The sequence below is a fragment of the Acinetobacter sp. CFCC 11171 genome, assembly GCF_003268405.1.
In the GTDB taxonomy this organism is placed as follows: Bacteria; Pseudomonadota; Gammaproteobacteria; order Pseudomonadales; family Moraxellaceae; genus Acinetobacter; species Acinetobacter amyesii.
In genome coordinates this window covers 26,047-51,470 of record NZ_LQXP01000026.1, presented here as the reverse complement: position 1 = coordinate 51,470, position 25,424 = coordinate 26,047, and the positions used below count along the sequence as shown (strand labels likewise).

Genomic DNA, 25,424 nt, shown 5'->3' with positions numbered 1-25,424 from the left:
TAAAGTAAAATGAAAAATCCACACAGACACCAATCAAACTGGCGCCAAAGACCAAAGTCATTAAATGAATTTCGCCAAAAATACTATATGTAACGGCAAATGCAACCAAGCTGCCCGTTCCCACAGCGACCATTTCTGTCAGCATGGGGCGGATAGAACGGAAGCCAAACCACACCAAAAGCAGAATGCCTAGGGTTGAACCGACACCAATCGTCGAAATTTCTTCTTTCGCAGAGTTTGTGCCAAATTGCGCAAACAGCAGTGTTCCTGTCCAATGCGGTTTAACCTGCAATTGGCGCAGCTGCTGATTCATCTGCTGAATAAAAGCATCGGTCTGTTCTTGATAGGCAATGCTGTAAGGACTGTTCTTAAGCTGCAGCACCACCAATCTGGAAATGCCCTGTTCATCGCGCTTGGTGGCAAAGCCTTGTTCTAGGCTAATATCCGAATTGTTCTGTAACGCGCTAAGCCCCATCGCATAACGTGGAAACAGCAAGAGCGGATCACTTTGCAGCATTTCCGCCGTGACTGGCATACCCGGACTCATCAATTGCAATAAGCCTTGCTCTGCTAATGCCGCGTAATCTTTGTGCTGCAGCAGTTCACGATCGCTCTGGGTTAACAGCCCTGCCTTGTGCTGATACAGCAGTTTGGCAAATTTGTCATAGTCCAGCTGAGGGCGTACAGACTGAAATAGCTGGCTTTGATTGGCCTGCGTTTTCAGTACTTTTGTGGCTTGATCCAGCTGCTGGTCATTTTGAGCATCCAGTACCACAAAGACTTTGTCATTCAGCTGATTGCTGACATAGTTCTGCGCACGCTCCAGATTCGCATCTTGATGTGTTTCTGGCAGCAAGGCAAAAATATTGGTCTGAATTTTAATGCCATTGTTCAGCCATGCCGCAGCTAAAACAACCGCAATGACACAGAGTATGACCAGCCAAATGGCGGTAAATTTATTTTGCCAATTGGAAAAGCGCATTTTCCGCAGCCGTTAAAGTTTGAGGTTGAGCGCTTTGCTGACTAAAACGGATGACCGTACTGTTATTGGCCTGTTCCTGAATCACAATGCGGTTCACATAACGCTGACCTTGAGCATCAACACGGACAAACAGTTTTTTAAATAAACTGCTCTTTGGCGTCAGCACCACATTCCACTGTGCAGGACTGTAATTGGCTGAAACCACATTAAAGTTTTTTGCCAGTGCAGTTTCATTTCCAGACATCAGCTGTAAAAACATGGTCGCAACAGAACCATAAGGCGTTTTATCAACTGCAATTTGGCTTGAAGTGCGCTGCGTTTTTTGCACCAGCTTACGCGGCGTCACGATTAAATCTGCTTTCACAGGGCTTTGTATTTGCCACAACACACCCTGATTTTTACTGAACAGCACTTCGCCTTTCGAAACATAGGTTTTATTCAGCGAAGCCAATTTTTTCTGCTGTTCAAAATTGGCGCGTACCACTGGTGTAGCCGCCAACTGTGAAAAGACCTGCTTCAATTCAGTATTCTGCGCATGACCTGCAGATGTCATCAGAGCAGAAGCTGTAATCAAACACAGCGGCAATACTGCTTTTAAAATAGGAGATCGAATATTCATCCTACTACTCCGCTTTAAATTCAGACCATACATTTAAACAGTCCAATAAAATTTGAGGCGACTGGTAACACATTTCACGTGTTGCAATCTTCACTGCCACTTGCGTGGTATAACCTTTAGTGAGGCGTCTGCCCGAAATTGCATCAAAAATCTGATACTCAATTTTCAGACGGTTTTCCCATTCTTTTAAAATTGCGCGTACACGGATTTTTTGTTCAAATTCGATGCCCTGCACGTAGCGCACATGGCTTTCAATTACAGGCCATGCATAGCCTGAATCACGCATTTGCGTATAGTTATAATGAAACTGATCCAGCAGCTTACAGCGGGCAATTTCAAAATATTTTAAATAATGCCCATGCCAAACCACATTCATGGTGTCCACATCATGAAAAGGAACATCAATAATCACATCTGCATGCATCGCTTTATCCTTGGCTTATACAGCAATGCTGTTCAAAAGTTCTAAATTTTCAAAACGGTTGACCAGCGCCTGCAGCTCGTTTTGTAAAGGGCGATCTTCCTCCACATAGTTGAAGCTTTGAAGCACCCACTGTTGAAATGCTGTTAATACTAGACTGAGTTCTGTATCTAAACCTTTCAATTGAACCGCCTGCACCGCAGCACAGCTCAATGCCGCCATTACCTGTTCAGTCAGCGTAATCACACGACTCGCATCACGCGCTGCAATGGTTCCCATACTGACTTTATCTTGATTATGACATTCAGTTGAACGAGAAAAAATGGATGCTGACAAAGTCTGTTTCAGCGCTTCTGCTGTCCATGCCGACACCCCAATTTGCACGGCTTTAAATCCATGATTCAACGGCATGCGTTCTGGGCTTGAACCCGTCAAGTTGCGCGGCAGGCCGTTATTCATTTTGTAATCGACCAATTGCGCGAGCTGGCGGTCCATCAAGTCTGCAATATTGGCAATCATGATTTTTAAACTGTCCATGGCCTGCGAAATATGACCGCCATAGAAATGTCCGCCATGCAGTACACGCAAATTCACCGGATCAATCAATGGATTGTCATTGCTGGAATTTAATTCATTTTCAATAAACTGGCGCAGCCACACTTTGGAGTCTTCAAATACGCCAATAATATGCGGTGCACAGCGCAGTGAGTAACGGTCCTGCAGACGTGAACTTTGATGTTCAGTTTGCACTTGGCTGTTCAACCATACACGCAGTTGGGTTGCAATTTGCTGCTGACCTGGATGTGGTTTTTGCGCAAACAGTACTTCATCAAAATGGCTTGGATTTCCTTCCAGCGCCAAGACATTCAATGCCGTTACCATGGTGCTAGCCAAGGCAATCTGTTCTGCTTTTTTATAGTTCAGGCACGCAATGGCAGTCATCACCGCTGTACCATTCATCAAGGCCAAACCTTCTTTAGGGCGCATCACTAAAGGCTGCATGCCTTTTTCGGCATAGACCTCTGCAATGGGTACAATCTTGTCTTGATAATACACATCACGCTCGCCTACCAGCGCACCCGCAATATAAGACAATGGGGTTAAATCACCGCTAGCGCCGACAGAACCTTCCGATGGAATGACGGGAATCACATCTTCATTCAGCATCCACGCCAAACGCTGCAGCAAGGCGTGCGATACACCTGAATAGCCGCGTGCCAGCGAACATAAACGCACTGCGACCACTGCACGCGCGGTGATTAAATCCAAATTTTGGCCCATACCGCAGCCATGAAAGCGTGACAAATGCAAAGGCAGTTCATTTACTTGATGCGGTGGAATTTCCACAAGGCAAGAATCGCCATAGCCTGTGGTTACGCCATAAATAACGCCTTCATCCTGCAATAACTGATCGAGAAAATCTGCGCCGCGCTGAATCAATGCATTCCACTCATCTGAAGCAGGCAGTGCTACTTGATGTTCTTTACGCGCAACAGCCACAATATCTTCAATGCTGAGAGCGAATTCCCCAATCGTTAACACAAGACTTATCCTTTATTCCAAAAATTATAAAAATTAAACCATTGATACGGCGCACGCATGCAATGCTGTTCCAGCAGCTGCACATATTGCCGAGTGGTCTGCTGCATGGCTTGCATGCGCTCTTTACGCGGCCAGTTCAGCTGATCTGCCACTTTATGAATATGCACTTCAAAATGCGCTTGCACCCGATAGCAAAACACCGCCAAAACGGGCGCTGTCAGCAAACTTGCCAAAATCCACGCGCCTTGCGGCCACAGCGCCTGTTCCCCTAAAAACTCAACAGGCTGGACACGGCCAGACTGCACAGGCACACGGTCGGCAGCCACAATCACCCATTCGCCTTGATCCAGCTTATCTTGCAAAATCAATGCGGTTTCTATACCCAGCTCATCTACCGAAACCAAATTCACATCTGCATGCTCATTCAGCTTCTTTAAAAATTCATTAAATTTTGTCGCGTGCTTTTGATAGACCAGCACATTAATTTTTTGTGCATGTTCAGACTTCACCGCACGCAGCAGCTCAATATTGCCAAAATGTGAAACAACAATCACTGCGCCTTTTTGGTAATGCGCACGGAAATGTTCATGCCCATGTAATTGCAGTTCCTGCTCAGCCACATTGCCCAGCCAGCCTTCAATTTTATCTAAAATGCATTCGCCAAACTGCATTAAATGCGTATAGGTCTGCCCCATATGCGGCTCAGACGCAAAAGGCGATTGACTGCCTGCAAAATGATGCAGCTTTTTTAAATACAGTAAAGAAGCTTGGCGTGCTGTGTTTGAAAACAGCCAATACCACATAATCACAAAATACAGCACCAATCTGCACAGCCAGCGTCCACCCAATCGGTAAAAGCCGAGCATCAGCATCAGTGGCAACATGCCGCCACGCTCTTTGATGCTGCTCCATTTGGGAGTGCTTTTTTCTGTCTTTTTTTGCTCTGACACGCTTAGCCTTTCACTTTGTAATACAGCAATTTGGGTAAGCGCAGCAGCATGCCGCCCAATAAGCGGCTATGCGCGCGAGCCATTCCTAAATTATCTCGCCAAACATTAAAATGCGAAATACCATCTTCAGGATAGATGACCCGCGTAGGCACATTCACAAAATGTACATTTTCCCATTTCAAGCGCACCAAAATTTCTGAGTCAAAGCCCATGCGCGGCTGAAATTTAGCGCTATTCAGTACGTTTACTGTCTGCGCCAGCGGATAAACTCGAAAACCGCACATACTGTCTTTTATTTCAAAAGATAGGCTGTTAATCCAGACCCAAATATGTGTTGCATAACGTCCATATAAGCGTTTTTTCGGGACAGTCGCATCAAATACAGGCTGACCAATCACCATCGCTTCTGGATGCTGCGTCGAGGCATCTAAAAAGCGCTGAATATCATTCCAATCGTGCTGACCATCCGAGTCTAATTGCAAGGCGTGACTATAGCCCTGCTTATATGCATGCTGCAGCCCCGTCATAACCGCCCCGCCCTTGCCTTGATTAACTTCATGCTCAACCAAATCCAGTAAAGGGTTATCTGCAGCCAATGACCGCAGCACCGCTGTACATTCAGCATCACTGCCATCATTCACCATAATAATAGGCAACTGAAAAACGTTTAGATGTTCAGTTAAGGCCGCCAAATAATGCGGATGGTTATAAACTGGAATTACAAAGCAATGCTGCATTCTTATACCCTCGGCTTATTCTTCTGCCGCTGAAACAGCAAACAGCAGCCGCCCAGAAGCCAATGTTTTATCGTGTTGTTTCAGTTCAAAACTGACTTTGTGCGCCTTTCGCACTAAGGATAAATCCACACATTGATAAGGACGAATCAAGTCCTGAAATTTTAACTGCTCAAAACCATTGCACCATTGCAAATCTGCCCAATGCTGCTTTGCAAAATGCTGAATGAAGCCAATTTGACCAACGCCTGGATAAATTGGAAAATTCGGAAAATGTCCTTTAAAACATTCTAACTCAGGACTGAATTCCAGCGCTAAATTAAGCTGCTCATCGTGTATCTGCTGTGTCAAAACTACAGGCAGCTGCATCAGCTGAAACAAAGACTTTAAATACTGCTTATTGAGTTTTGATTGCGCATTTTGCGGCATCAGAGACAAGAAACGCCATTGCCGCGGAATGGCAATACTCTCCAGCTTTTCACTTAACTGTTTTTTTAAATGCGCTACGAATGCCGCTTTGCCCATTTCCTGCAGATGCTGACGCGCTTCATCCGTCAGCACAGCCACCGCGGCTAAAATTTGACGGTGCTCTTTTTCATAAACTAATACATGACATTGCTGTACAGCCTCTAAATCTGAAATTTTCAGTTCAATGGCATCGAGGCTTAAACGCTTTTCTTCCAGTTTCACAATTCGGTCTAAACGGCCCAGCAATCGAAATGGACCCTTAGGGTTCGCCGTTTCTGTCAGTTCGACTTTATCACCCGTCAAAATCCAGTCTGTACTAAATGCATGATTGGTTTTGACTGCCAATTCTTGCTGTTCCTGAGCCTGAATATCAACATTGGCAAAAGGAGTCCATAAGGCATCATCCTGCTGACGATGCGCAATTCCGCCTGTTTCAGAACTGCCAAACACTTCTGTAATGGGACTGTTCAAATATGGGCGGACACCCGCATCCAGCTTGCCGCCAGAGGAATACACCATAATACAGTCTTGCAGCAGTACATCCTTGGTCCAGCGTTTAAGCAAGGCTGGGCTGGAAATCACATAGTTTGGCAGCAGTAAATGCGCGATTTTCTTTTGAATATCTGCTACATCTTCTGGAAAGGCCAATTGCTTTTGATAAAAGCTGCGCCCACTCGCTAAAGGCCACAGCAGTTTAAACAATAAGCCATAGATATGCTGATGGCTGACTGTTGCAATTGCGACGGCCTGTTCGGGCAAAGCAAAGCTGGCATCTAGGCCGCAAACTTCATTAAACAGCTGCTGTAAGGTACGAGGAATTTTTTTCGGTTGGCCCGTAGAGCCTGAGGTATAAAAATACACCTGCGCCTGATTTAAAAAGGCGTCATCAAATTCAAAAGTTTCTTGATGTTTTTTATCTGAGATTTCACTGCGTTTTAAAAAATAGATCTGCTCGGCAGCCAATTCTTTTTCTAAGTCACTGACACGGTTGGGCGGCAGCAATACCTGTTTTTTTGCCTGCAAAGCAGCAAATAGCAGCACCAAAAACTCATAGCTGTCTTGTTCCCACAGCGCCCAAACAGGTTCAGATGACATGCGGATCTGAATTGCCTGCAGCGCAACATCCTGCCAAAAATCCTGAAATGAAATTTCACGTAGATCAGACTGAATACATAAAGTTCGGGATGAATGCAGATGGTGCTGAAAATGACAAGACATAAATGTTATTTCTAAACCGTGATTATTTTCTAAATTAAAAAAATGAAAATGACGCTATTTTTGCGCCTGATGCAATCGCTGCTGGCGTTTGCGCAGCAAGTACTCTCCGAGCAATAAAATACCCATCAACACATAGGAAATAAAACCGTTATACAGCACCCAAATCTTCATTGACACAAAATACACCGTCCATAATGCAATCAGCGCATTGATAGCAAAAAATCCGCACCACACTTTGGTGACTTGACGTGTCCAATGCACGCCTTCTGGCGGTAATTCTGGCTCAGCTAACCGCGCAAAGCGCTCAATCATGGATGGCGGTTTGATTAAGGTCATACTGAAAATAATCAAAGCACCCACATTCATGCAGACTGGGTACAGTTTTAGCCACGCATGATCTTTAAGTATCAAGCTTAGCCCACCGCAGAGTATAGCAAAGCCGGTCAAAGGCCACAGCAAAGCATTGCCCTTGCTGAACATGCGCATCATGCCCAGTGCAATCAGCAGCACACTCACCCATGAATAGTGGCCTTTTGCCAAACCATAGCCGACAAAAAAAGGATAGAGAATCAATCCGATTACTGCTATCCCTTTAAAAACTGCATTCATTCAGCTGACATATTCTGAATGACGGCTACAACGTCCTGTACGGTGCGGACATTTTTAAAATCTTCCGGATTTACTTGCTTACCGGTTAATTCTTTAATCTTTACGACCAAATCAATCGCATCGATGCTGTCTACATCCAAATCTGTTGCCAGATTGGACTCAAGCTGTACATCTTCAGGCGCGATTTCAAACAATTCGTCCATCCATTCGCGCAATTTTTCTAAAACGGTTTCTTGTGCAAGCATAGCAACCTCTTATGCTGTTTTCTGAGCTTCAACTAAAGCCACTAAGCTTTGAATTGATTTAAAGTGTTCTTTGGTTTCTGCAGACTCTGCATTTAAATGAATGCCGTAACGCTTTTTCAATGCCAAGCCCAGCTCCAATGCATCAATTGAATCCAAACCCAGACCGTCGCCAAATAAAGGCGCTTCTGTTTCAATGTCTGCAATGGTGATGTCTTCTAGGGCAAGCACATCAATAATCATTTGCTTCAATTCATCAGCAAGATTGTTCATTTAAGGATAACTCTTGGTTAAAAAACCACTGTAATTGTTGATTTAATTGACGTACATTTTTTGGATTGACCGTTACATCATCCAATACGTCTTCCACTTGGATCGCATCCAAAACTTTCACGTGAATATGAAAAGGCTGTTCTGGGATGTGATACCACTTTTCATTTTTGGTCAGGGTCGAAGGTGTACATGTAATCAGTACTGGCCGAATCGGCACACCTGCGCGCAAGGCAATATTGGCAGCGCCGCGCTGAAAGTCATTCAGCTGCTTATCTTTTTCAGTCCGTGTCCCTTCTGGGAAAATCAATAATGATGCCGCTTTATCCTGCTGCAGTTTGTTCACGCAATCCTGAATAAATTGTTCTGAACCTGCATTTAGAATATAGCCCGCACTCTGCACAGGGCCTTTGGTAAATGGGTTAGACCACAGCGTCTGTTTGACCACGCAATTTGCCTGTTCCATTAAACCAATTAATATCACAACGTCAATCAGTGTCGGATGATTGGCAATCACCAACTCCTGCTGACTGTGCTGCAGTTTTTCCAGCCCTTCAACTTCATAGGTCATAATGCCTAGCTTAACCATCATTTCAGTAAAGCCTTTAAAGCTGTGCTTAATGACTTTTTGCGTGCGCTGTATGCGTAAGGCTTCATCTTGGGTACTGAGTTTCACCAAAGGCGCAACAAGGCCACCTATCGCTACTCCACCTGCTCCAAAGCTGGCAAAACTAAAGCCTGTCGCACCGACACGCCAGACATAATTGGCTTTTTTCTTGATATTTTTTAAGTTCAGCATTTTGTCCACGCAGCGCTTTCAAATTGACTGTCATCTTGCCAGAAATGATAAAATTGTAATGCCTGCTGAAAATACGTCTGTATGTCCGAATGGTGAGAAAGATCCAGCTTTAAATTTTCAGGTTGCAGTGAAACCAATGCGCTCATAGCAAAAGCAGTAAAGGGCTGATGTTCAGCATACAGTTCAGGTAAGGCTTCATCATAATACACCACCAACGCGCGGCTGGCTTCGGGCATCGTCTTGAGCCAAGCATAGGCTTCAATCAATGCATCATTCCAAGAACCAGCTAAACTGGTTGAAGGAGTAGCGTCTTTGCATAAGATCGAATACAGACCGGATACAGCGTTATGTACAGAAGTTGAAAACTGCGTCGGCGATGGTGTTTGCTCATGCAGCACATCTTCTAAAATTTTCAGGGTCTTGGTTTCATCACCATACTGCGAAACCCATACAATATAGTCAACGCGCTGTTTTGCCAAAACCTGCATAGCCGAGTTTAAAGCCAGCTTCGCCACCAATGACAAACGGCGACGCTGCATTGCAGGAATTTGCTCTAAGGCAGGAAATACCTCATCGGCCCGGCTCATCACCAGCCGAGACATATTCATAAGCACCATGCGCTGTATTTCCTTAGCCTTTAAAACATATATTTCAGAATGGCGCGGATTATAGCATTGACGATTTTTTTTTTACAGAATATATGTTGACCGTTTGAAATATCATAGATTTAGTTATATTTCCCCATGAAATAATATAAAAGCCAAAATATAAAAAACCCGCACGCAGCGGGTTTTTTATACAATTTTATTTTTAGCTACCTTGTACCAAGCGACGTGCGCTGATAATGCCCGGTTGTTGCTCTAGACGTGCCAACAGTTTCGACAACTGCGCCAATCCCTTCACTTCAATCAATAACTTCATATTGGCAATACCATCACTTTCGGAAATCGTATTCACCTGACGAATGTTGATTTGGTCTGAGAAAATCACTTGAGTCAAATCTTTAAGCAAACCACGACGGTCATAAGCTTCCACCACGATTTGCACACTTTGACCACGGGTTGGCTGCATTTCCCAATCCGCTTCAACCGCACGTTCAGGCTCTTGTCCAATCATACGGATATAATCCGGACATGCGACCTTATGGATACTCACGCCACGATTCAGGGTGATATAACCGGCAATCGATTCACCATGCACAGGCTGACAACACTGAGCAATGTGTAGTTCTACATTGTCCAGACCATCAATCAAAATACCATGCGCCGAAAGCGTATGACTTGCACGAGGGTTCAATGTCGGTTTTAACACCAGTTCAGGCTCATCCTGATCGAGGTGCATATGACGGTTAACCTGATTGATTAAGGCATGCAGGCTAATGTCACCACTCACCAAGCCAATCAAGATATCTTCACCCAATTTCACATTAAAATGATTGCAGTAATCATTCAAATCGATACTTTTCGGGTGAATCGCCAAACGTGACAATTCTTTATTCAGAATCTCACGTCCCACTTCCAAGTTTTTACTACGGTCTTGCTGACGGAACCAATGACGCAACTTGTCACGTGCACGAGCCGTCTTGATATAACCCAGCGAGTTCACCAACCAATCTCGGTTCGGTTCACGATCTTTCTTGGTTAAAATCTCGACCTGCTCCCCAGTTTTTAGGGTATAGGTTAGAGGCACATAACGTTGGTTCACCCGTGCTGCATAGCACTTGTTACCCACTTCAGTATGCACATGATAGGCAAAGTCGAGCACAGTCGAACCACGTGGTAATTCTTTGATATCACCATCACGACTAAACACATAGATTTTCTCAAAATCTTCAAACTCTTGGATTTGTTCGAAGTTTTCAGAATCTTCATCTTCTTTATGGGCGCTAGCATCATTTCGTTCTTGATAATGTTCAAGCACTGCACGCAAAGAATGTAAGCGATGATTAAATGAATAATCTGTGGTTTTAGAGCCTTCTTTATAGTTAAAGTGCGAACACACCCCGAGTTCAGCTTCTTCGTGCATATTGTGCGTACGAATTTGCACTTCTAAAGATTTGTTCTCTGCAATCACGGCCGTATGCAGTGAGCGATAACCATTGGCTTTCGGGTTGGTAATATAATCATCGAACTGATGCGGAATATGACGCCAAATCTGATGAACGATCCCCAGTGTGTGATAACACTCAGGTACATTATCCACCAGAACACGAACCGCTCGAATGTCATAAAGCTGATCAAAGCTCAGGTTCTTACTCTTCATTTTTCGATAAATCGAATAAATGTGTTTCACCCGACCATTAATCTCGGCCTCAATGCCATGATCTAATAGTTCTTTACGTAACTTTTCTGTCACGAACTGAATATATTGTTCACGCTCTAAACGTTTTTCATTTAGTAAGGATGCAATTTCTTTATAGCGTTCAGGTGCTAGATAACGGAAAGCGAGATCTTCTAGCTCCCACTTAAGCTGTGCAATCCCTAAACGGTGCGCAAGCGGCGAGTAAATGGTTAAAATTTCTCGTGCGACACGCTCTTGACGCTCTTTGGTTGAGTGCGCCAACTCACGTAATGCATAGGTACGTTCAGAAAGTTTGATTAATACAACACGTACATCTTCGGTCACCGAAATCAGCATTTTATAAATGCCGGTCAAATGTTCACGTTGGTTATTATTAAAATGATCTTCTAGACGTTTATTTTGCTCAATCAGGTCAGACAACTTACCCATGGCAAGCGTGCCTTTCACCAAAGCATGCACTTGATCGCCAAATTTGCTTTGGACTTCTTCTAAACTGGTTACGCCTTCACGAACACTTCGATACAGCATGGCTGCTGATAACGTATCTTCATCCGCATACAGATGAGCAAGAATATCCGCCATTTCAATACCCGTATAGAAGGTATTCGAGCGATGGTTGACCGTTGTTTCAAGTTCATTCTGTAAGGTCAGATGTGCAACTTCTTCGAGTTGCTTTAGAGGAGCCCCGTCAAACATGCCACTCACACGCTCTAGCCATTCAGCCAAATCATGCTGTGCTTGCTCGGCATGTTCTACAGTCGTTTCCTGAGACAGCTCATTGAGACGTCCAGGTAATTGTTCACGTACTGTGACCATACCCTACTCCTAGTTTTCTACGCTTCATAACTTTTAATCGTTTATCTGATTTTCTTTTTCGAACAAAGCAATCGATTCGACATGCCCTGTATGGGTAAACATGTCCATGACACCCGCTTTTTTCAAACGGTAGCCTTGTTGTACCAGCATTCCAGCATCGCGTGCTAGTGTTGCAGGATTACATGACACATAAACGATTCTTTTTGCACCAAATTTGGGCACATAACGCATTATTTCTTCTGCACCAGAACGTGGTGGGTCTATCAATAATGCATCAAATCCTTGTTTTGCCCAAGAATGATGCGAAAAATCTTTTGTTAAATCTTGTGAATAAAATTTCAGTTGCGAAAGGCCATTGTTTTGTGCATTTTCTGCACCACGCTGAACCATTTCTTCACTCCCTTCAACTGCAACGACTTGACCCGTTGAACCCACACATTGAGCAAGTGGTAAAGAAAAGTTTCCTAAGCCACAAAACAGATCTAGAACTCGCTCACCCTGTTGTAACTGAAGCAATTCACATGCCAGTTTCACCATTTGCGGATTAATCGTGGAATTCACTTGCGTGAAGTCCTGAGGATTAAAGCCAAATTTCACAGCAAAGTCACTTAGACCATAGTGCAGACGCATCGGTGCATCGGGATGATCCACACGATGTAAGCTGTCTGGCCCTTCAGGTTGTAAGTACAGTTGCCACTCTTTATGTAACGCAAATTTTACTAATTGGTTGACATCTTCCGCGCAAAGTTCCGCCGTATGACGAATCAGGAGAGCAATTTCTTGATCTCCCATAGCCAGTTCCATATGCCCAATATCTGCTTTACCTTGCAAACTTTGTAACAATTGTTTGAGTGTGGTGATTGAGCCAAACTCACGATCCAACACCATACAACGGTCAATCGAAGTCAGCTTATTTGACTGGCTCTCACGAAAGCCGACCACGAGCTTATCTTTTGCAGGTAGGTAACGCACACCAATACGTGCTTTGCGACGGTAGTCTTCACGCAATGAACGTAAAGGAGCTAACCATTGATCAGGCTGAATGCAGGCAAAATGTTGCAAATGTGATTGTAAAACATCTTGTTTTAAACGAATTTGCTCGTCGGGATGGATATGTTGCATGCTACATCCACCACAGACCCCATAATGTGGACAGGTAGGTTTTACCCGTAGAGCAGACTCTTCACTCAGCAATTCCAGACTGTCTGCTTCTTCGAGACGCTTAACGACATTGGTAATACGCGCACGCACTGTTTCACCCGGCAAGGCATAACGGATAAAGACTTTCTTACCGTGTTTTTCTGCAGGATGATCTGGATGCGTGCCAAAGTGCGCTATGCCTCGCCCCTCATGTGAAAGCGATTCAACCTGAAATGTATAAATGGGTTGTTGGGCTTTTTGGGGTTTGGCTTTGTGTTTCATGCGTACCTAATGTGTGGAAGATGGGAAATCAGATTGAGTGAATTCGGTACGCTGCGAGGTTTGCTGCCATACCGATAAAAAGTCAGCGTGTTGCGGCTGAGTTTGTAAATATTGAATCGTACTTTGAATCAGGTGCTGATGATCATTCAACAATAACTGCCCTTTCAGCAACAGCCAGCGTAAATAAATCAACCATGTATTGAGCACATCGCCTTCACAGTAGCTGGTCAGTTCCGTCCACTGTTGTTCACGTACATATTCAGGCACATGGTAGCCACCATCACCACGTTTACCGGGGAAACCAAGTAAATGTGCTGCATCGTCGAGCTTTTGAAAATGACGACCATGGAACATGGCCATGACATCCATCAAATCTACATGACGATGATGATAACGATTCTGGTAGTTATTATAGCGCTTTTGCGTATCAATCTCGCCCTGATCGAACAAACTTGGTGCAGATAGTCCGTGATACATGGCACGGAACAAAATTACAGGCAAATCAAACTGCGAACCGTTCCAACTAACCAAGGTCGGATGACGCTTTTCAAAAATAGAAACGAATTTTTTTAAAATTTCAGCTTCGCTATTGTCTTCACGGCTAAATGAAAACAACTTCATGCCCTTTTCATCAATCCATAGTCCAGAGATACAGACAATTTCATGCAAGGCCAAACGCTGAAAATCCGTGCCCGCCTCTTGGCGACGCAGTTTAGTCAGCGCAGCATCTAGATCCACCTCAGGCAGATCCAGTCCATACAAATGCGCACCTGACTTCAAATCTGTCAGTGTTTCTATATCAAAAATTAAAACAGGTAAACGCATAAGTACTCACCAGTGCCGATCGGCCACTGTAATTATTCAGGATCCACAACAGAGAATAGACCAGTAGACAAGTAGCGGTCTCCACGGTCACATACGATGCAAACAATCATGGCATCCGGATTTTCTTCAGCCAATTTAACTGAAGCCCATACCGCACCACCCGATGAAGTACCTGCACTGATACCTTCTGTACGTGCTAAACGACGAGCCGTTTTTTCCGCTTCAATTTGCGGAATATCCATAATGCGATCAACACGTGAAGGGTCAAAAATCGTAGGAAGATATTCTTGTGGCCAACGGCGAATACCAGCAATGTTTGAGCCTTCAGACGGTTGTAAACCGACAATTTGAATATCCGGATTTTGTTCTTTTAAATATTTCGAAATCCCCATAATGGTCCCGGTGGTTCCCATTGAGCTGACGAAATGTGTAATTTTACCGCCTGTTTGTTTCCAAATCTCAGGCCCCGTAGTGAGGTAATGTGCTTCCACATTGTCTGGGTTACCAAACTGGTTTAAGACTAAACCTTTGCCGTCTTTTTCCATTTGAAGGGCAAGATCACGTGCTTCTTCCATGTTTTCTGATTCGATCAGTTCAGCACCGTAGGCACGCATGGCATCTTTACGCTCTTGGCTAGAACTTGCAGGCATAATCAAGGTCATTTTATAGCCACGCATTGCTGCAACCATAGCTAAAGCAATCCCCGTATTTCCGCTCGTCGCTTCAATCAACGTATCACCCGGTTTAATCTGACCACGCTTTTCCGCTTGCATAATCATGTTATATGCAGGGCGATCTTTGACCGAACCCGCTGGGTTATTGCCTTCTAACTTGGCTAATACTGTTGCTTGAGTATGACTTGCCAGACGCTGTAAACGCACTAACGGCGTGTTGCCGACGTAATGGTCTAATAAAAAATCGTCTGCTTGAAAATCAGGGGTTGTATTACTCATTATTCACACCTATATCGAGGTGCGCCTATTGTATGAAAAAATGCCTTTGCCTGCACCCATTTGCCTCGCTTTTTCGCGAAAGTGATTAAAGCGCAATCAGTTTTAAATAATCCATGCTAATATTCGGGGCATAAGGAATAAACTGCTTAAACCATGTCAAATATCAACAAAAAGCTTTTTAAACGCCTACACTTAAATCATGCCTATGGTCAGTTGATTGCACTTATTTTCGTGCCGATCACCATTTTGGCCTGTGTCGGTGCGATGTTGGTAATAACAGAAACCTCAAATGCAGCCAAAGCACAACAAAAACAAATGGCTGTCGCGATCCTGACGCGCTATCAACCCACGTCAGAATCTGCCATAGAGTTGCTCAACCATTATCCGTGGCAGTTCGATCAAGCTCGCAACGCCATGCAAAGCATGTTGAACGAAAAACATTTGATTCGTGCCGCGATTTTAGATTTCAAAGGCAACAACCGCCTGAGCATTGGCTTTCAAGATCAAGATATTTGGCCTACTTTTGATAGTAAAGCATCTTTTATCGGACCGATTGCACATCAGGGTAACCATATTTATGCCCTGAAAATTTCAGATTCAACCCAGACGCCGGCATGGTTAAGCATTGAACTGGATAATCAACCGCTGCAAATTGCCCGCTATCGCGTGTTAATCGTATTGATTGCAACAGGCTTATTGACGCTTTTATTACTTTTGCTGTGTTTGAATTTTTATTCACGTCGTTGGATCGCACCAATGTACGAAATTCGCATGCAGTTACAACGTTTAAATGCCGACACTCTAGATCAGCACATGATCATTAACAGTACTGGAGAACTCCGGTTATTACAGCGTGATATAGCCAATGTGGTTAAACGCTTACATTTCAGTTTCTTAGAGCTACGTGAACATACCGAACAAACGGAAGATGACTTAAGACGCACGCTTGATACTTTAGAAGTGCAAAATATTACCTACCGTCAAGCACGTGACCAAGCAATCCATGCCAATCAGTCGAAGTCGGTGTTCTTAGCCAATATTTCCCATGAACTGCGCACGCCACTTAACAGTATTGATGGCTTTATTCATCTTTTACTGCGCCAAGGCAACCTCAGTAATGAGCAAAATTTATATCTACAAACGATTCGTAAATCTTCAGCGCATTTATTGGCTTTAATTAATGACGTGCTTGATTTCTCCAAAATCGATGCAGGCAAACTAGAACTCGAAACTGCGCAATTCGACTTAGAAGAAGCCGTCTTTGATGTGATGGATATGTTGTCGCCATTGGCAGCGCAAAAGCATATTGATATGACCTTCTACTATGCGGACAATGTGCCGAAATTTGTGGTTGGTGATGCCCTACGCTTCAAGCAAATTTTGACCAACTTAATTTCAAATGCGATTAAGTTCACCCCAGATGGTGAAATTATTGTCCGTGTCCGTATGGAGCATAATGACATCGGTCAATGTCTGCTGCATTTTAGTGTCCAAGACAGTGGTATCGGCCTAAGCGGTACCGACCGTAAGAAACTGTTTGAATCCTTCTCACAAGGTGATGCATCTGTGACCCGCCAATTTGGCGGTACAGGTTTAGGTCTTGCCATTTCCAAACAATTGGTCAGCCTAATGCATGGACAAATTGGTTTTGAAGATAACCAAGAACGTGCCCCAACAGAAAAAGGCTCAACCTTCTGGTTTACTGCGCGCTTTGTGGTGGATGATGAAATTGAAATTGTGCATCCACAATTTAGCAATCTACAAGTTGTGTCTTATTTGGCGCACCCAGCAACTGCCAATGTCCTACGTCATTATTTAGAAAATTATGATGTTGAACATATTGAAACGCAGTCAATCCTAGATTTATTTAGCCGACTCAATCAGTTGCAAACCAACGAAAATACCTGGTTGATCGTCGATCACAGTGGTGACTCCGAAGCCTTACTGAAAGAAATTCGTCATCGTTATAGCGGTAACTTAGCGGTTTATGGCTACCAAATGATGCTCGATCCAAACATGTTGAACGAGTACCGTGCCCGTCCATTGCATCAACCACTCAGCCGTACAGCGCTGATTCAGTTGTTGAGTAATGAGCCGTGGTTTGATCAAGAGCAACATGAAGAATTTAATGGTCAAGGTCTGCACATTTTGGCTGTCGACGACCATTTACCAAACCTGATTGTACTTGAAGCCCTGCTCTCTGAGCTGAATGTGAAAACCACCAAGGCTTTAAGTGGACAAGAAGCCATTGAAATCATTCAAGCTCGCCAAGAGCAAGGTTTGGCAGCTTTTGACCTCATCTTTATGGATATTCAAATGCCTGTGATGTCAGGTGTTGATACCACGCGTGCCATTCGATCACTTGAGTCGACCTTTGAAAATCATAAGCGCCTTCCAATTATTGCTTTGACGGCACATGCGCTCTCTGATGAAAAACAAAAGCTCCTACAAAGCGGTATGGATGACTATGTCACCAAGCCCATTCAAATGGATCAAATTATTCAAATCTTGACTCAATGGACTACCGATAACTTTAAGAAAGTACCGGTTTTAGAGCTCAGTTCGGTGATTGAAGCCCTAGAGCCAAGTATTTTAGATTGGCAGCAAAGCTTGCAGTTGGCCGCGAATAAAGAAGACCTTGCGGTCGATTTACTGAAAATGCTCGTCGATAGCTTTGAGCAAGAAACCCATGAAATGGCACAGCTCATCGAAGATGAAGATTTTCCACAATTAGAGCATGTGCTACATCGGCTTTATGGTGCAACCCGCTATGTGGGCGCTCCGACCCTCCAAGAGGTTTCAGGTCAATTTGAGCAATTTGTATCGACCTTACGTAAGGAACGCCGTAAAGCAGATGAAGCTTTTGTTCAAGAAACCCTGAACCGTTTTGATGAGTTAAAAAATGTCATGGCTCAAGTTGAACACGCGGCTCAACAAATCTTAGCCAAACAAAATAATTAAGCGCAGTCCGACTAAAGTCAGTGCCGTCCAGCTTCTGTTGTGACTGCACTGTCATGTATCCTGTCAGGGTGCATGCTATGCTCGGGCGCAGAAACAACAAGAGTAATTACCATGGCTTTATTACGTGTAGAAAAAAATAATGGCATTGCAACGGTTTACTTAAACCGTCCAGAAAAACGTAATGCAATGAGCTTTGCATTGCTCAAAGAATTGGTCAGCACCGCTGAAAAATTAAAAAAAAGATCGTAGCTTACGCTGTGTCATTTTAACGGGTGAAGCCAATGTATTTAGTGCTGGCATTGATTTGGCTGACCTCAATGATCCAAAAAATCGTGCCTATGCCGCGTGGGAACTGTTAAAGCCCGGTCAAAGTTTATTTCAAAAAGCCTTTCTGATTTGGCAACAACTTCCTGTGCCGGTGATTGCCGCACTTGAAGGCTTTTGTTTTGGTGCAGGCATGCAACTTGCCTTGGCTGCCGATATCCGTATTGCCCACCCGAAAACGCAAATGTCGATTATGGAAAGTCGTTGGGGCTTAGTCCCTGATATGGGTTTAACCCGCTCGCTCAAAGGTGTGATTGGACTGGATTTAGCCAAGGAATTAACCCTTACGGCACGTATTTTTGACGCAGAATATGCCAAGGATATTGGTTTAGTAACACATTTAAATGAACAGCCTTTGCTTCAGGCGCAGCAATTAGCCGAAGAATTATCACAACGCTCACCAGATGCCTTGGCAGCGGCAAAACAAGTACTAGATGCCATGGAACATAGTCCAAAACGATCTTTACGCTTAGAAAAAATCTGGCAATTTAAATTACTGCTCGGCAAAAACAGCCAATTGGCACGTAAAAAAGACAAGAACCCAGAGGTTCAGTTTTTACCACGCCAATATAAGTAAAATAGTCACACAGGATAGATTGAGTACAGCACATGGCGTTTGATCGTAATACAAAAATTGCATTTCTAGGTATGGGGCTGATGGGTAGCCGCATGGCCACGCGCCTCATTCAGGCAGGATTTGAAGTTGCGGTGTGGAACAGAACTGCCGCTGCGTGTGATGAGTTGATTGCGATTGGCGCGACGGCGCTTCAATTGGAGAATATTGCCCATTATCCTGTGGTTTTATCTTGTCTCGCAGATGATGCTGCTGTTGCCGCGGTGTATGCAAGCATCGAAACCCATTTAGCGGCAGGACAAATTATTGTCGACTTCTCGAGTCTTTCTGTAAATCAAACCCATCAATTGGCTCATACTGCAACGTTGAAACAAGTCACTTGGATTGACTCTCCTGTTTCGGGGGGCACAGCCGGTGCTGAACAAGGCACCTTGGTCATCTTTGCCGGTGGTGATGCTGAAACGATTCAAGATTTGAGTCTGATTTACAATGTTTTATCTCAACGTGTTACTCGCATGGGCGACTCAGGTACAGGTCAAGCCACCAAAATTTGTAATCAGCTGATCGTCGCTGCCAATAGCACGTTAATCGCAGAAGCTGTCGCATTGGCCGAGAAATCAGGTGTAGACACCACGTTATTAGCACCAGCGCTTGCAGGTGGATTTGCAGATTCAAAGCCTTTTCAGATTTTAACCCCACGCATGGCAACGCATCAGTTCGAGCCTGTGCAATGGAAAGTTCAAACTTTATCTAAAGACCTGAATAATGCAGTCCAACTGGCCGCCGAGTTTGAGTTAAGCATCCCTGTTGCCAGCCTTGCTTTATCGCAACTCAAAGCCCATCAGGACAATGGTTTTGCAGAAAAAGATTTAGCCACCATCATTCAACATGTCGAACAAAACTAACGACTTTCACTTTAGAAGTAAATTGCTTCAAGGACGATATACATGACTCAGCTCGCGGTTAATTTATCCATGATTTTTACCGAAGTGCCGTTGTTAGAGCGTTTTGCTTTGGCTCGTGAACATGGTTTTAAGCATGTAGAAATTCAGTTTCCGTATGAGCTGAGTATTGAGCAAATCCAAACCCAGCTCACTATCAATGATTTAAGCCTGTGTTTAATTAATGTCCCTGCGGGTGATTTGATGCAAGGCGGCGATGGTCTTGCGGGAGTTCCGGGGCGTGAAAATCAATTTCATCAGGCCTTAGAGCAATGTATTCGCTATGCCACTGCGTTAAATGTACCGAGTGTCAATATTTTAGCCGGCAAACAGCCCCAAGATGCAGATTTACTCCCATGTTTAAATACCTTGTCGAGCAACCTTAAACTGGCATGCCACATGTTGTCCGAACATCATATTCAACCGGTATTTGAAATGATTAATGGCACTGATATGCCGCGCTTTTTGGTGCAAAATATTGCCCAAGCTCAGGAAATGCTTGAAGCTGTACAACACTCTACTTTGAAGATGCAATATGACTGCTACCACATGGCGATGATGGGTGAAGATATTCTCAGTACTTTGGCAGAAAATATTCAGGATATCGGTCACATACAGTTTGCTGACTGTCCGGGGCGACATGAACCTGACTCAGCGCAGATTCCATTTGCAGAGATTTTTAAATGGTTAGATCAAAGCCAATATACAGGTTACATCGCGGCTGAATACCGACCACGAAGCAACTCATCACATTCTTTTGCGTGGAAAGACAAATACTTCCCTCATTTAGCTAATGGTCAATGACGTGTTGATTTGAAATTCAGCAACAAAACCGCTATATTAGATCATGTAAAATTGTCAGGAAATCATACCCTCTATGAATTTAGAACCATCGCCCAGCGCTTCTAATTCTCTCGATCTCGCAAAATCAACGCAAATCAAAGACGTACAAGCTTGCTTAGCTGTTGTACGTGAAGCACTTGAAGATGTAAAAGCCAAAGATATTATTGAACTTGATATCAGCACTATCAGCAACGTAGCAGATGCGATTGTTATTGCGAGCGGTACTTCAACTCGTCACATTAAGTCTCTTGCAGACAACGTGGCAGAAGAAGCACGTAAAGCTGGATTCCGCCCTATCGGTGTTGAAGGCGAACGTGATGCAGAATGGATCCTGATTGATCTCGGTTTTGTAGTGGTACATGTGATGTTACCTACAGCACGTAAATTCTATGATTTAGAAAGCTTATGGCGTACAGCTCCAGAAACTGTAGCTTAAGCTTCCAGAAAAAAGCGACCTAATTAGGTCGCTTTTTTTATCCCTTGATTTTATACACGGACAATCAGCTTCATGGTGTTTTACCCCATACACTAAAGCAGTTGATGTAAATCCACCTCAGGATAATTGGCTTTAATTTTCAGCTTGGTTTGTGCATAAACTTGGTCTGCACGCATCGGGCCATAAAAGTCACAATACACTTCATAAATGCTCGTTAAAACTTTGGCATAACTGGTCAAGGGCAAAAACTCGACAAAACTCGCTGAATTAATTTGTGCATTTGCCGCAATTGCCAGTCCGATTTCTTCTAATTGCTCAATCACATCTTGGGTGAAATCAGCCTGATCTGTAGATTTCACCGTCAGCATGACTGACTCGATAAAGCCTAAAAAAGCTTCGCTAATGGTCTCTGCAATGAGCTCGTCTTCTTGCTCCTGCTCCTGCGGTTTTTCAACCCTTAACAGTTCCTGCTTTTCTAAGGTAGATAACTCATACAAGACTTGCTTCAGCATATCTTTACGATAAAAGCGAAGCTCCTCTGTGGTACAGATATCATTTAAGAAGCGATTTAAGACAAATGACGGTTTCATGCTGTACTGCTGCTCCCAGTGCCGTAGCGCACTGTCGAGTAACGTCCCATGAATAAATTGTTGTAAGCCTTTTTCTAAAGCTTCGCGGCGTTGTGCCAAATTCAACAGTTCGGTGCTCATTGCTTTACTCCTGTTAATGACGCTTGGTCATATCATCCGTTTCAAAAGTCACATCTTTTTGAAACTCGGGATAAGACAATTCAGCATGTTCGGTATAGTCCAAACCCCGTTGTTCATGTTGCTTACTCACCCGTAAGCCACCCAACAATTTGTCCAAGACCTTAAATACAATGAACGCAACGCTAAAGCCCCATAAAAAGGCTGCAATCACCCCAAGCCCTTGTATCGCGATGATATCGCCATTAAACATATTATTTTCAAGGAAGATCCCTGCCGCCAATGTTCCCCATGCGCCACAGAAACCATGTACCGTCACCGCATCCACCACATCATCCAGTTTCATTTTTTCCATAAGCATTGGCAGGAAGGTCACCATGACACCTGCACATAAACCGGTGATGACCGCATAGAGTGGAGACATCGTTGCACAGCCTGCCGTAATGGCAACTAAACCACCCAGTGAGGCATTGATCGTACTGCGAATCAAAATGGCTTTAGATCGGATGAGACAGAGCAACATATATGCAACCACGGCAGCACACGCCGCAAGATGCGTATTTAAAGCAATACGTCCTACGCTGACATTGGCATTAATGGTCGAGCCTGCATTAAAACCAAACCATGCTAACCATAAAATAAAACCGCCTAATGCTACCAAAGGTAAGTTATGCCCTGGTAAATAATGGCTTTGCCCATTGCGTCCAAATCGACCCAAACGTGGTCCCAATACAATGATGCCAGCCAAGGCAACCCAGCCGCCCATTGAATGCACCACGGTCGAACCTGCAAAGTCGATAAATCCGAGTGCTTTTAACCAACCGTCTCCGCCAAATAAACTGCCCCATGCCCAACTACCAAAGACAGGATAAATCAGACCTGAGACAACGGCCGCACTCACCACATAAGCGACAAAATGAATCCGCTCTGCCATTGCACCACTGGCAATGGTGGTTGCCGTTGCAGCAAACATCATTTGGAAAAATAGAAGGTTCCAGTGCCAATCATCCAGTTGATCGGGTGCAAAATGACTGAAGCCAAACCAGCCCGTGGTATTGACCCCAAACATCAGACCAAAACCCACCAACCAAAACACCAGACCACCCAAGCAGGCATCCATGTAGTTTTTCATGAGTACATTCACGGTATTTTTACTGCGAACTGAACCACTTTCGATCATGGCAAATCCGGCTTGCATAAAGAACACCAAGATACCGCCCAGTACCACCCAAATACTGTCGAGCGAGATACGAATGTCTTGAATATTACTGGCGATTTGCGGGTCAACTGCCCATGCAGTCGATGTCAGGACACTCAGAAACAGTGCCATCAAGTATGTTTTTTTCATGATTATTCCCCCAAGAATAACCATGCTTTGCAAAAAGAATACCAAATTTCAGACAATTAATTATTTTTCAATGCATTGCGTCACAAAATAAGTTCGCGACAATATTTTGAATCACTGAGATTGAATTTAATGAAACAAAACAGCGCATCAATCTGCACCTTTGTTTCAAAACACGCATCAATTTGATTCAAGCACCTGATGCGCTAAATATTTGTGCACTTTTAGTGTGAAGCATCAATTAATCAAAAGCGAACAAAACAAAAAACCACCCGAAGGTGGTTTAAATCTTCCTCAATCCCGCTTTATCACAGCGGGACTTTGGCAATATGGATTAATGACCGCCGCCATTAATGGCTTTTGTCATATCTTCCACAACTTTCTTCGCATCACCGAAGATCATCATCGTTTTATCATTATAGAACAAGTCATTATCTAGACCTGCGTAGCCTGTAGCCATAGAACGTTTGATCACCATAATGGTACGTGCTTTATGTGCTTCAAGGATTGGCATGCCGTAAATTGGAGAACTTGGATCGTCTTTTGCCGCTGGGTTCACAACGTCATTCGCACCAATCACCAGTACTACATCTGTTGCAGGGAAGTCTGAGTTGATCTCATCCATTTCAAGAATGTCTTCATATGCAACGTCAGCTTCAGCTAAAAGTACGTTCATGTGGCCCGGCATACGACCTGCCACAGGGTGAATCGCAAAACGAACTTTTACACCTTGCTCTTTTAAGATTTCACACAATTCTTTCACGGCATTTTGTGCACGACCTTGCGCCATACCATAACCCGGTACGATCACTACGCTGTCCGCATTTGACATCAAGAAGCCAGCATCGTCTGCAGAACCTGAACGGTGATTACGCTGTGCTTTTTCACCATTATCCGCTGCAGCTACTGCTGTACCACCCATTGCACCACCAAACAAAACGTTGATGATTGAACGGTTCATGGCTTTACACATGATGTAAGACAGAATTGCACCCGATGAACCAACCAGTGAACCTGCAACAATCAGCATGTTGTTTTCAAGCGTGAAACCAATCCCTGCTGCTGCCCAACCTGAGAACGAGTTTAGTAACGATACCACCACTGGCATATCACCACCGCCTACTGGCGCAATCCATACCCAACCAAATGCAAGTGCAAGAACAGTCATTGCCCAGAATGCGTTCATGTTGCCTGTGGTAAAGAAGTAGATACCACACGCCAACATCGCAAGGAAAATTAAGGCTTGAACAGGTTTTACCCATCCACCTGAAATGGTTTTTGCCCATTTCTTCGCAGCCAATTTACCGTAAGCAAATACCGACGCTGTGAATGTAATCGCACCAACGAAACAGCCTACAAACAATTCAAATAAATGAACTTTGCTCATGTGGGCATGTTCTACACCCGCTGCTGTTAATACCGCTTCATTCTCCGCGAATGCCGCAGTCAATTGGTTGTTATGTAGAATCGCAGCGATCGCAATCAGTACCGCAGCCAAACCGACCAATGAGTGCATCAGTGCCACAGTTTCAGGCATTTGCGTCATCGGAACTGTTTTTGCACGTGCAATACCAACGACCGCACCCAACACCATTGCACCCACAATCATCCAAATCACTGGATGATCTGCGACAAAGAATGTAGTAATTACAGCAATTGCCATTGCGATCATGCCATAACGGTTACCTTGAATCGCAGTTTTTGGACCAGACAAACCACGCAACGTTAAGATAAAAAGAACGGCACCAATCAGGTAGAACCAATCCGCATATTCTTTAATGAATTCCATGGATTAACCCTCTTTTTTCTTTTGCTTAGGTTTGAACATTTCAAGCATACGTGCAGTCACCGCAAAGCCACCAAAAATGTTGATACTTGCAAGGAAAACGGCAATCGCACCTAAAATACTCACCACGTTAATGCTTTGGAACTGTACGCTTGCATCCACAATACCTGGGATACCAACGGTTTGAATCATCGCACCAACGATAATGATCGATGACAAAGCATTGGTTACAGCCATTAATGGTGTGTGTAGCGCAGGTGTTACCCCCCAAACCACGTAGTAACCAACAAAGATTGCCAAGACAAAAATAGTAATCGTTTCAACCATGATGATTCT

The 25,424-nt window shown here is 44.1% G+C and carries 23 protein-coding genes and 2 pseudogenes; 5 read left to right on the top strand and 20 right to left on the bottom strand.

Annotation, left to right across the window (positions count from 1 at the left end; all coding sequences use genetic code 11):
- From AVJ20_RS12705 to cysM, 16 genes and pseudogenes are all read right to left on the bottom strand, one after another.
- A pseudogene (locus tag AVJ20_RS12705) lies at positions 1-982 on the bottom strand (hypothetical protein); the annotation flags it as partial.
- Positions 957-1,535: an outer membrane lipoprotein carrier protein LolA gene (locus tag AVJ20_RS12700; protein ID WP_228157209.1), complete on the bottom strand. Its 579-nt coding sequence runs from the start codon at positions 1,533-1,535 to the stop codon at positions 957-959. The pseudogene AVJ20_RS12705 and the gene AVJ20_RS12700, both read right to left, overlap by 26 nt.
- A gap of 70 nt (positions 1,536-1,605) precedes the next feature.
- On the bottom strand, positions 1,606-2,025 hold the full coding sequence (locus AVJ20_RS12695) for an acyl-CoA thioesterase (RefSeq protein WP_111885461.1): 420 nt from the start codon (positions 2,023-2,025) through the stop codon (positions 1,606-1,608).
- A 15-nt stretch (positions 2,026-2,040) separates the two neighbouring features.
- Positions 2,041-3,564 carry an HAL/PAL/TAL family ammonia-lyase gene (locus AVJ20_RS12690; protein WP_111885460.1) on the bottom strand — a complete coding sequence of 508 codons (1,524 nt, stop codon included), beginning with the start codon at positions 3,562-3,564 and terminating at the stop codon, positions 2,041-2,043.
- Between the two features lie 5 nt (positions 3,565-3,569).
- Complete coding sequence (locus tag AVJ20_RS12685) at positions 3,570-4,448, bottom strand: acyltransferase (protein ID WP_111885464.1); 879 nt, start codon at positions 4,446-4,448, stop codon at positions 3,570-3,572.
- Between the two features lie 68 nt (positions 4,449-4,516).
- Positions 4,517-5,251 (bottom strand): glycosyltransferase family 2 protein, encoded by a 735-nt coding sequence (locus tag AVJ20_RS12680; protein ID WP_111885459.1) that lies wholly within the window; start codon positions 5,249-5,251, stop codon positions 4,517-4,519.
- A 15-nt stretch (positions 5,252-5,266) separates the two neighbouring features.
- On the bottom strand, positions 5,267-6,934 hold the full coding sequence (locus tag AVJ20_RS12675; protein WP_111885458.1) for an AMP-binding protein: 1,668 nt from the start codon (positions 6,932-6,934) through the stop codon (positions 5,267-5,269).
- A gap of 54 nt (positions 6,935-6,988) precedes the next feature.
- Positions 6,989-7,543 carry a septation protein IspZ gene (locus AVJ20_RS12670; RefSeq protein WP_111885457.1) on the bottom strand — a complete coding sequence of 185 codons (555 nt, stop codon included), beginning with the start codon at positions 7,541-7,543 and terminating at the stop codon, positions 6,989-6,991.
- Positions 7,540-7,788: an acyl carrier protein gene (locus tag AVJ20_RS12665; RefSeq protein WP_111885456.1), complete on the bottom strand. Its 249-nt coding sequence runs from the start codon at positions 7,786-7,788 to the stop codon at positions 7,540-7,542. Before AVJ20_RS12665 ends, AVJ20_RS12670 begins: the two co-directional genes overlap by 4 nt.
- Positions 7,789-7,797: 9 nt before the next feature.
- Positions 7,798-8,058 carry a phosphopantetheine-binding protein gene (locus AVJ20_RS12660; RefSeq protein ID WP_086178413.1) on the bottom strand — a complete coding sequence of 87 codons (261 nt, stop codon included), beginning with the start codon at positions 8,056-8,058 and terminating at the stop codon, positions 7,798-7,800.
- Entirely contained in the window at positions 8,042-8,854 is an 813-nt protein-coding gene (locus tag AVJ20_RS12655; RefSeq protein ID WP_111885455.1) for a lysophospholipid acyltransferase family protein, read from the bottom strand. The genes AVJ20_RS12660 and AVJ20_RS12655 overlap by 17 nt, the downstream gene beginning before the upstream one ends.
- Positions 8,848-9,471: a beta-ketoacyl synthase chain length factor gene (locus tag AVJ20_RS12650; RefSeq protein ID WP_111885454.1), complete on the bottom strand. Its 624-nt coding sequence runs from the start codon at positions 9,469-9,471 to the stop codon at positions 8,848-8,850. The genes AVJ20_RS12655 and AVJ20_RS12650 overlap by 7 nt, the downstream gene beginning before the upstream one ends.
- A 193-nt stretch (positions 9,472-9,664) precedes the next feature.
- Positions 9,665-11,971 carry a RelA/SpoT family protein gene (locus AVJ20_RS12645; protein WP_078191275.1) on the bottom strand — a complete coding sequence of 769 codons (2,307 nt, stop codon included), beginning with the start codon at positions 11,969-11,971 and terminating at the stop codon, positions 9,665-9,667.
- Positions 11,972-12,004: 33 nt separating this feature from the next.
- On the bottom strand, positions 12,005-13,393 hold the full coding sequence (gene rlmD / locus AVJ20_RS12640) for a 23S rRNA (uracil(1939)-C(5))-methyltransferase RlmD (protein ID WP_111885453.1): 1,389 nt from the start codon (positions 13,391-13,393) through the stop codon (positions 12,005-12,007).
- Positions 13,394-13,399: 6 nt separating this feature from the next.
- Positions 13,400-14,218 carry a 3'-5' exonuclease gene (locus AVJ20_RS12635; RefSeq protein WP_078191277.1) on the bottom strand — a complete coding sequence of 273 codons (819 nt, stop codon included), beginning with the start codon at positions 14,216-14,218 and terminating at the stop codon, positions 13,400-13,402.
- A gap of 32 nt (positions 14,219-14,250) precedes the next feature.
- Positions 14,251-15,171 (bottom strand): cysteine synthase CysM, encoded by a 921-nt coding sequence (cysM, locus tag AVJ20_RS12630; RefSeq protein ID WP_111885452.1) that lies wholly within the window; start codon positions 15,169-15,171, stop codon positions 14,251-14,253.
- 153 nt (positions 15,172-15,324) lie between these two features.
- Between cysM and AVJ20_RS12625 the strand changes: the two genes are divergently transcribed.
- The 5 genes and pseudogenes from AVJ20_RS12625 (at position 15,325) to rsfS (ending at position 21,250) form a co-directional block, all read left to right on the top strand.
- Positions 15,325-18,132 (top strand): ATP-binding protein, encoded by a 2,808-nt coding sequence (locus AVJ20_RS12625; RefSeq protein ID WP_111885451.1) that lies wholly within the window; start codon positions 15,325-15,327, stop codon positions 18,130-18,132.
- Between the two features lie 111 nt (positions 18,133-18,243).
- Positions 18,244-19,033, top strand: a pseudogene (locus tag AVJ20_RS12620) (crotonase/enoyl-CoA hydratase family protein).
- 32 nt (positions 19,034-19,065) lie between these two features.
- Entirely contained in the window at positions 19,066-19,935 is an 870-nt protein-coding gene (locus AVJ20_RS12615; RefSeq protein WP_111885450.1) for an NAD(P)-dependent oxidoreductase, read from the top strand.
- A gap of 42 nt (positions 19,936-19,977) precedes the next feature.
- The gene (locus AVJ20_RS12610; RefSeq protein WP_078191282.1) at positions 19,978-20,775 is read left to right on the top strand and encodes a hydroxypyruvate isomerase family protein; all 798 of its coding nucleotides are present in this window, start codon (positions 19,978-19,980) and stop codon (positions 20,773-20,775) included.
- Positions 20,776-20,848: 73 nt separating this feature from the next.
- The gene (gene rsfS, locus AVJ20_RS12605; protein ID WP_078191283.1) at positions 20,849-21,250 is read left to right on the top strand and encodes a ribosome silencing factor; all 402 of its coding nucleotides are present in this window, start codon (positions 20,849-20,851) and stop codon (positions 21,248-21,250) included.
- Positions 21,251-21,342: 92 nt separating this feature from the next.
- Here rsfS and AVJ20_RS12600 read toward each other — a convergent pair whose 3' ends face one another.
- The 4 genes from AVJ20_RS12600 to AVJ20_RS12585 all read right to left on the bottom strand — a co-directional run bounded on the left by AVJ20_RS12600 (position 21,343) and on the right by AVJ20_RS12585 (position 25,415).
- Positions 21,343-21,960 (bottom strand): hypothetical protein, encoded by a 618-nt coding sequence (locus tag AVJ20_RS12600; RefSeq protein WP_111885449.1) that lies wholly within the window; start codon positions 21,958-21,960, stop codon positions 21,343-21,345.
- Between the two features lie 13 nt (positions 21,961-21,973).
- Positions 21,974-23,305, bottom strand: coding sequence for an ammonium transporter (locus AVJ20_RS12595; protein WP_111885448.1), 1,332 nt, complete (start codon positions 23,303-23,305; stop codon positions 21,974-21,976).
- Between the two features lie 331 nt (positions 23,306-23,636).
- Entirely contained in the window at positions 23,637-25,091 is a 1,455-nt protein-coding gene (locus AVJ20_RS12590) for an NAD(P)(+) transhydrogenase (Re/Si-specific) subunit beta (protein ID WP_078191286.1), read from the bottom strand.
- A 3-nt stretch (positions 25,092-25,094) separates the two neighbouring features.
- Positions 25,095-25,415 carry a proton-translocating transhydrogenase family protein gene (locus tag AVJ20_RS12585; RefSeq protein WP_078191287.1) on the bottom strand — a complete coding sequence of 107 codons (321 nt, stop codon included), beginning with the start codon at positions 25,413-25,415 and terminating at the stop codon, positions 25,095-25,097.
- Positions 25,416-25,424: the final 9 nt, after the last annotated feature.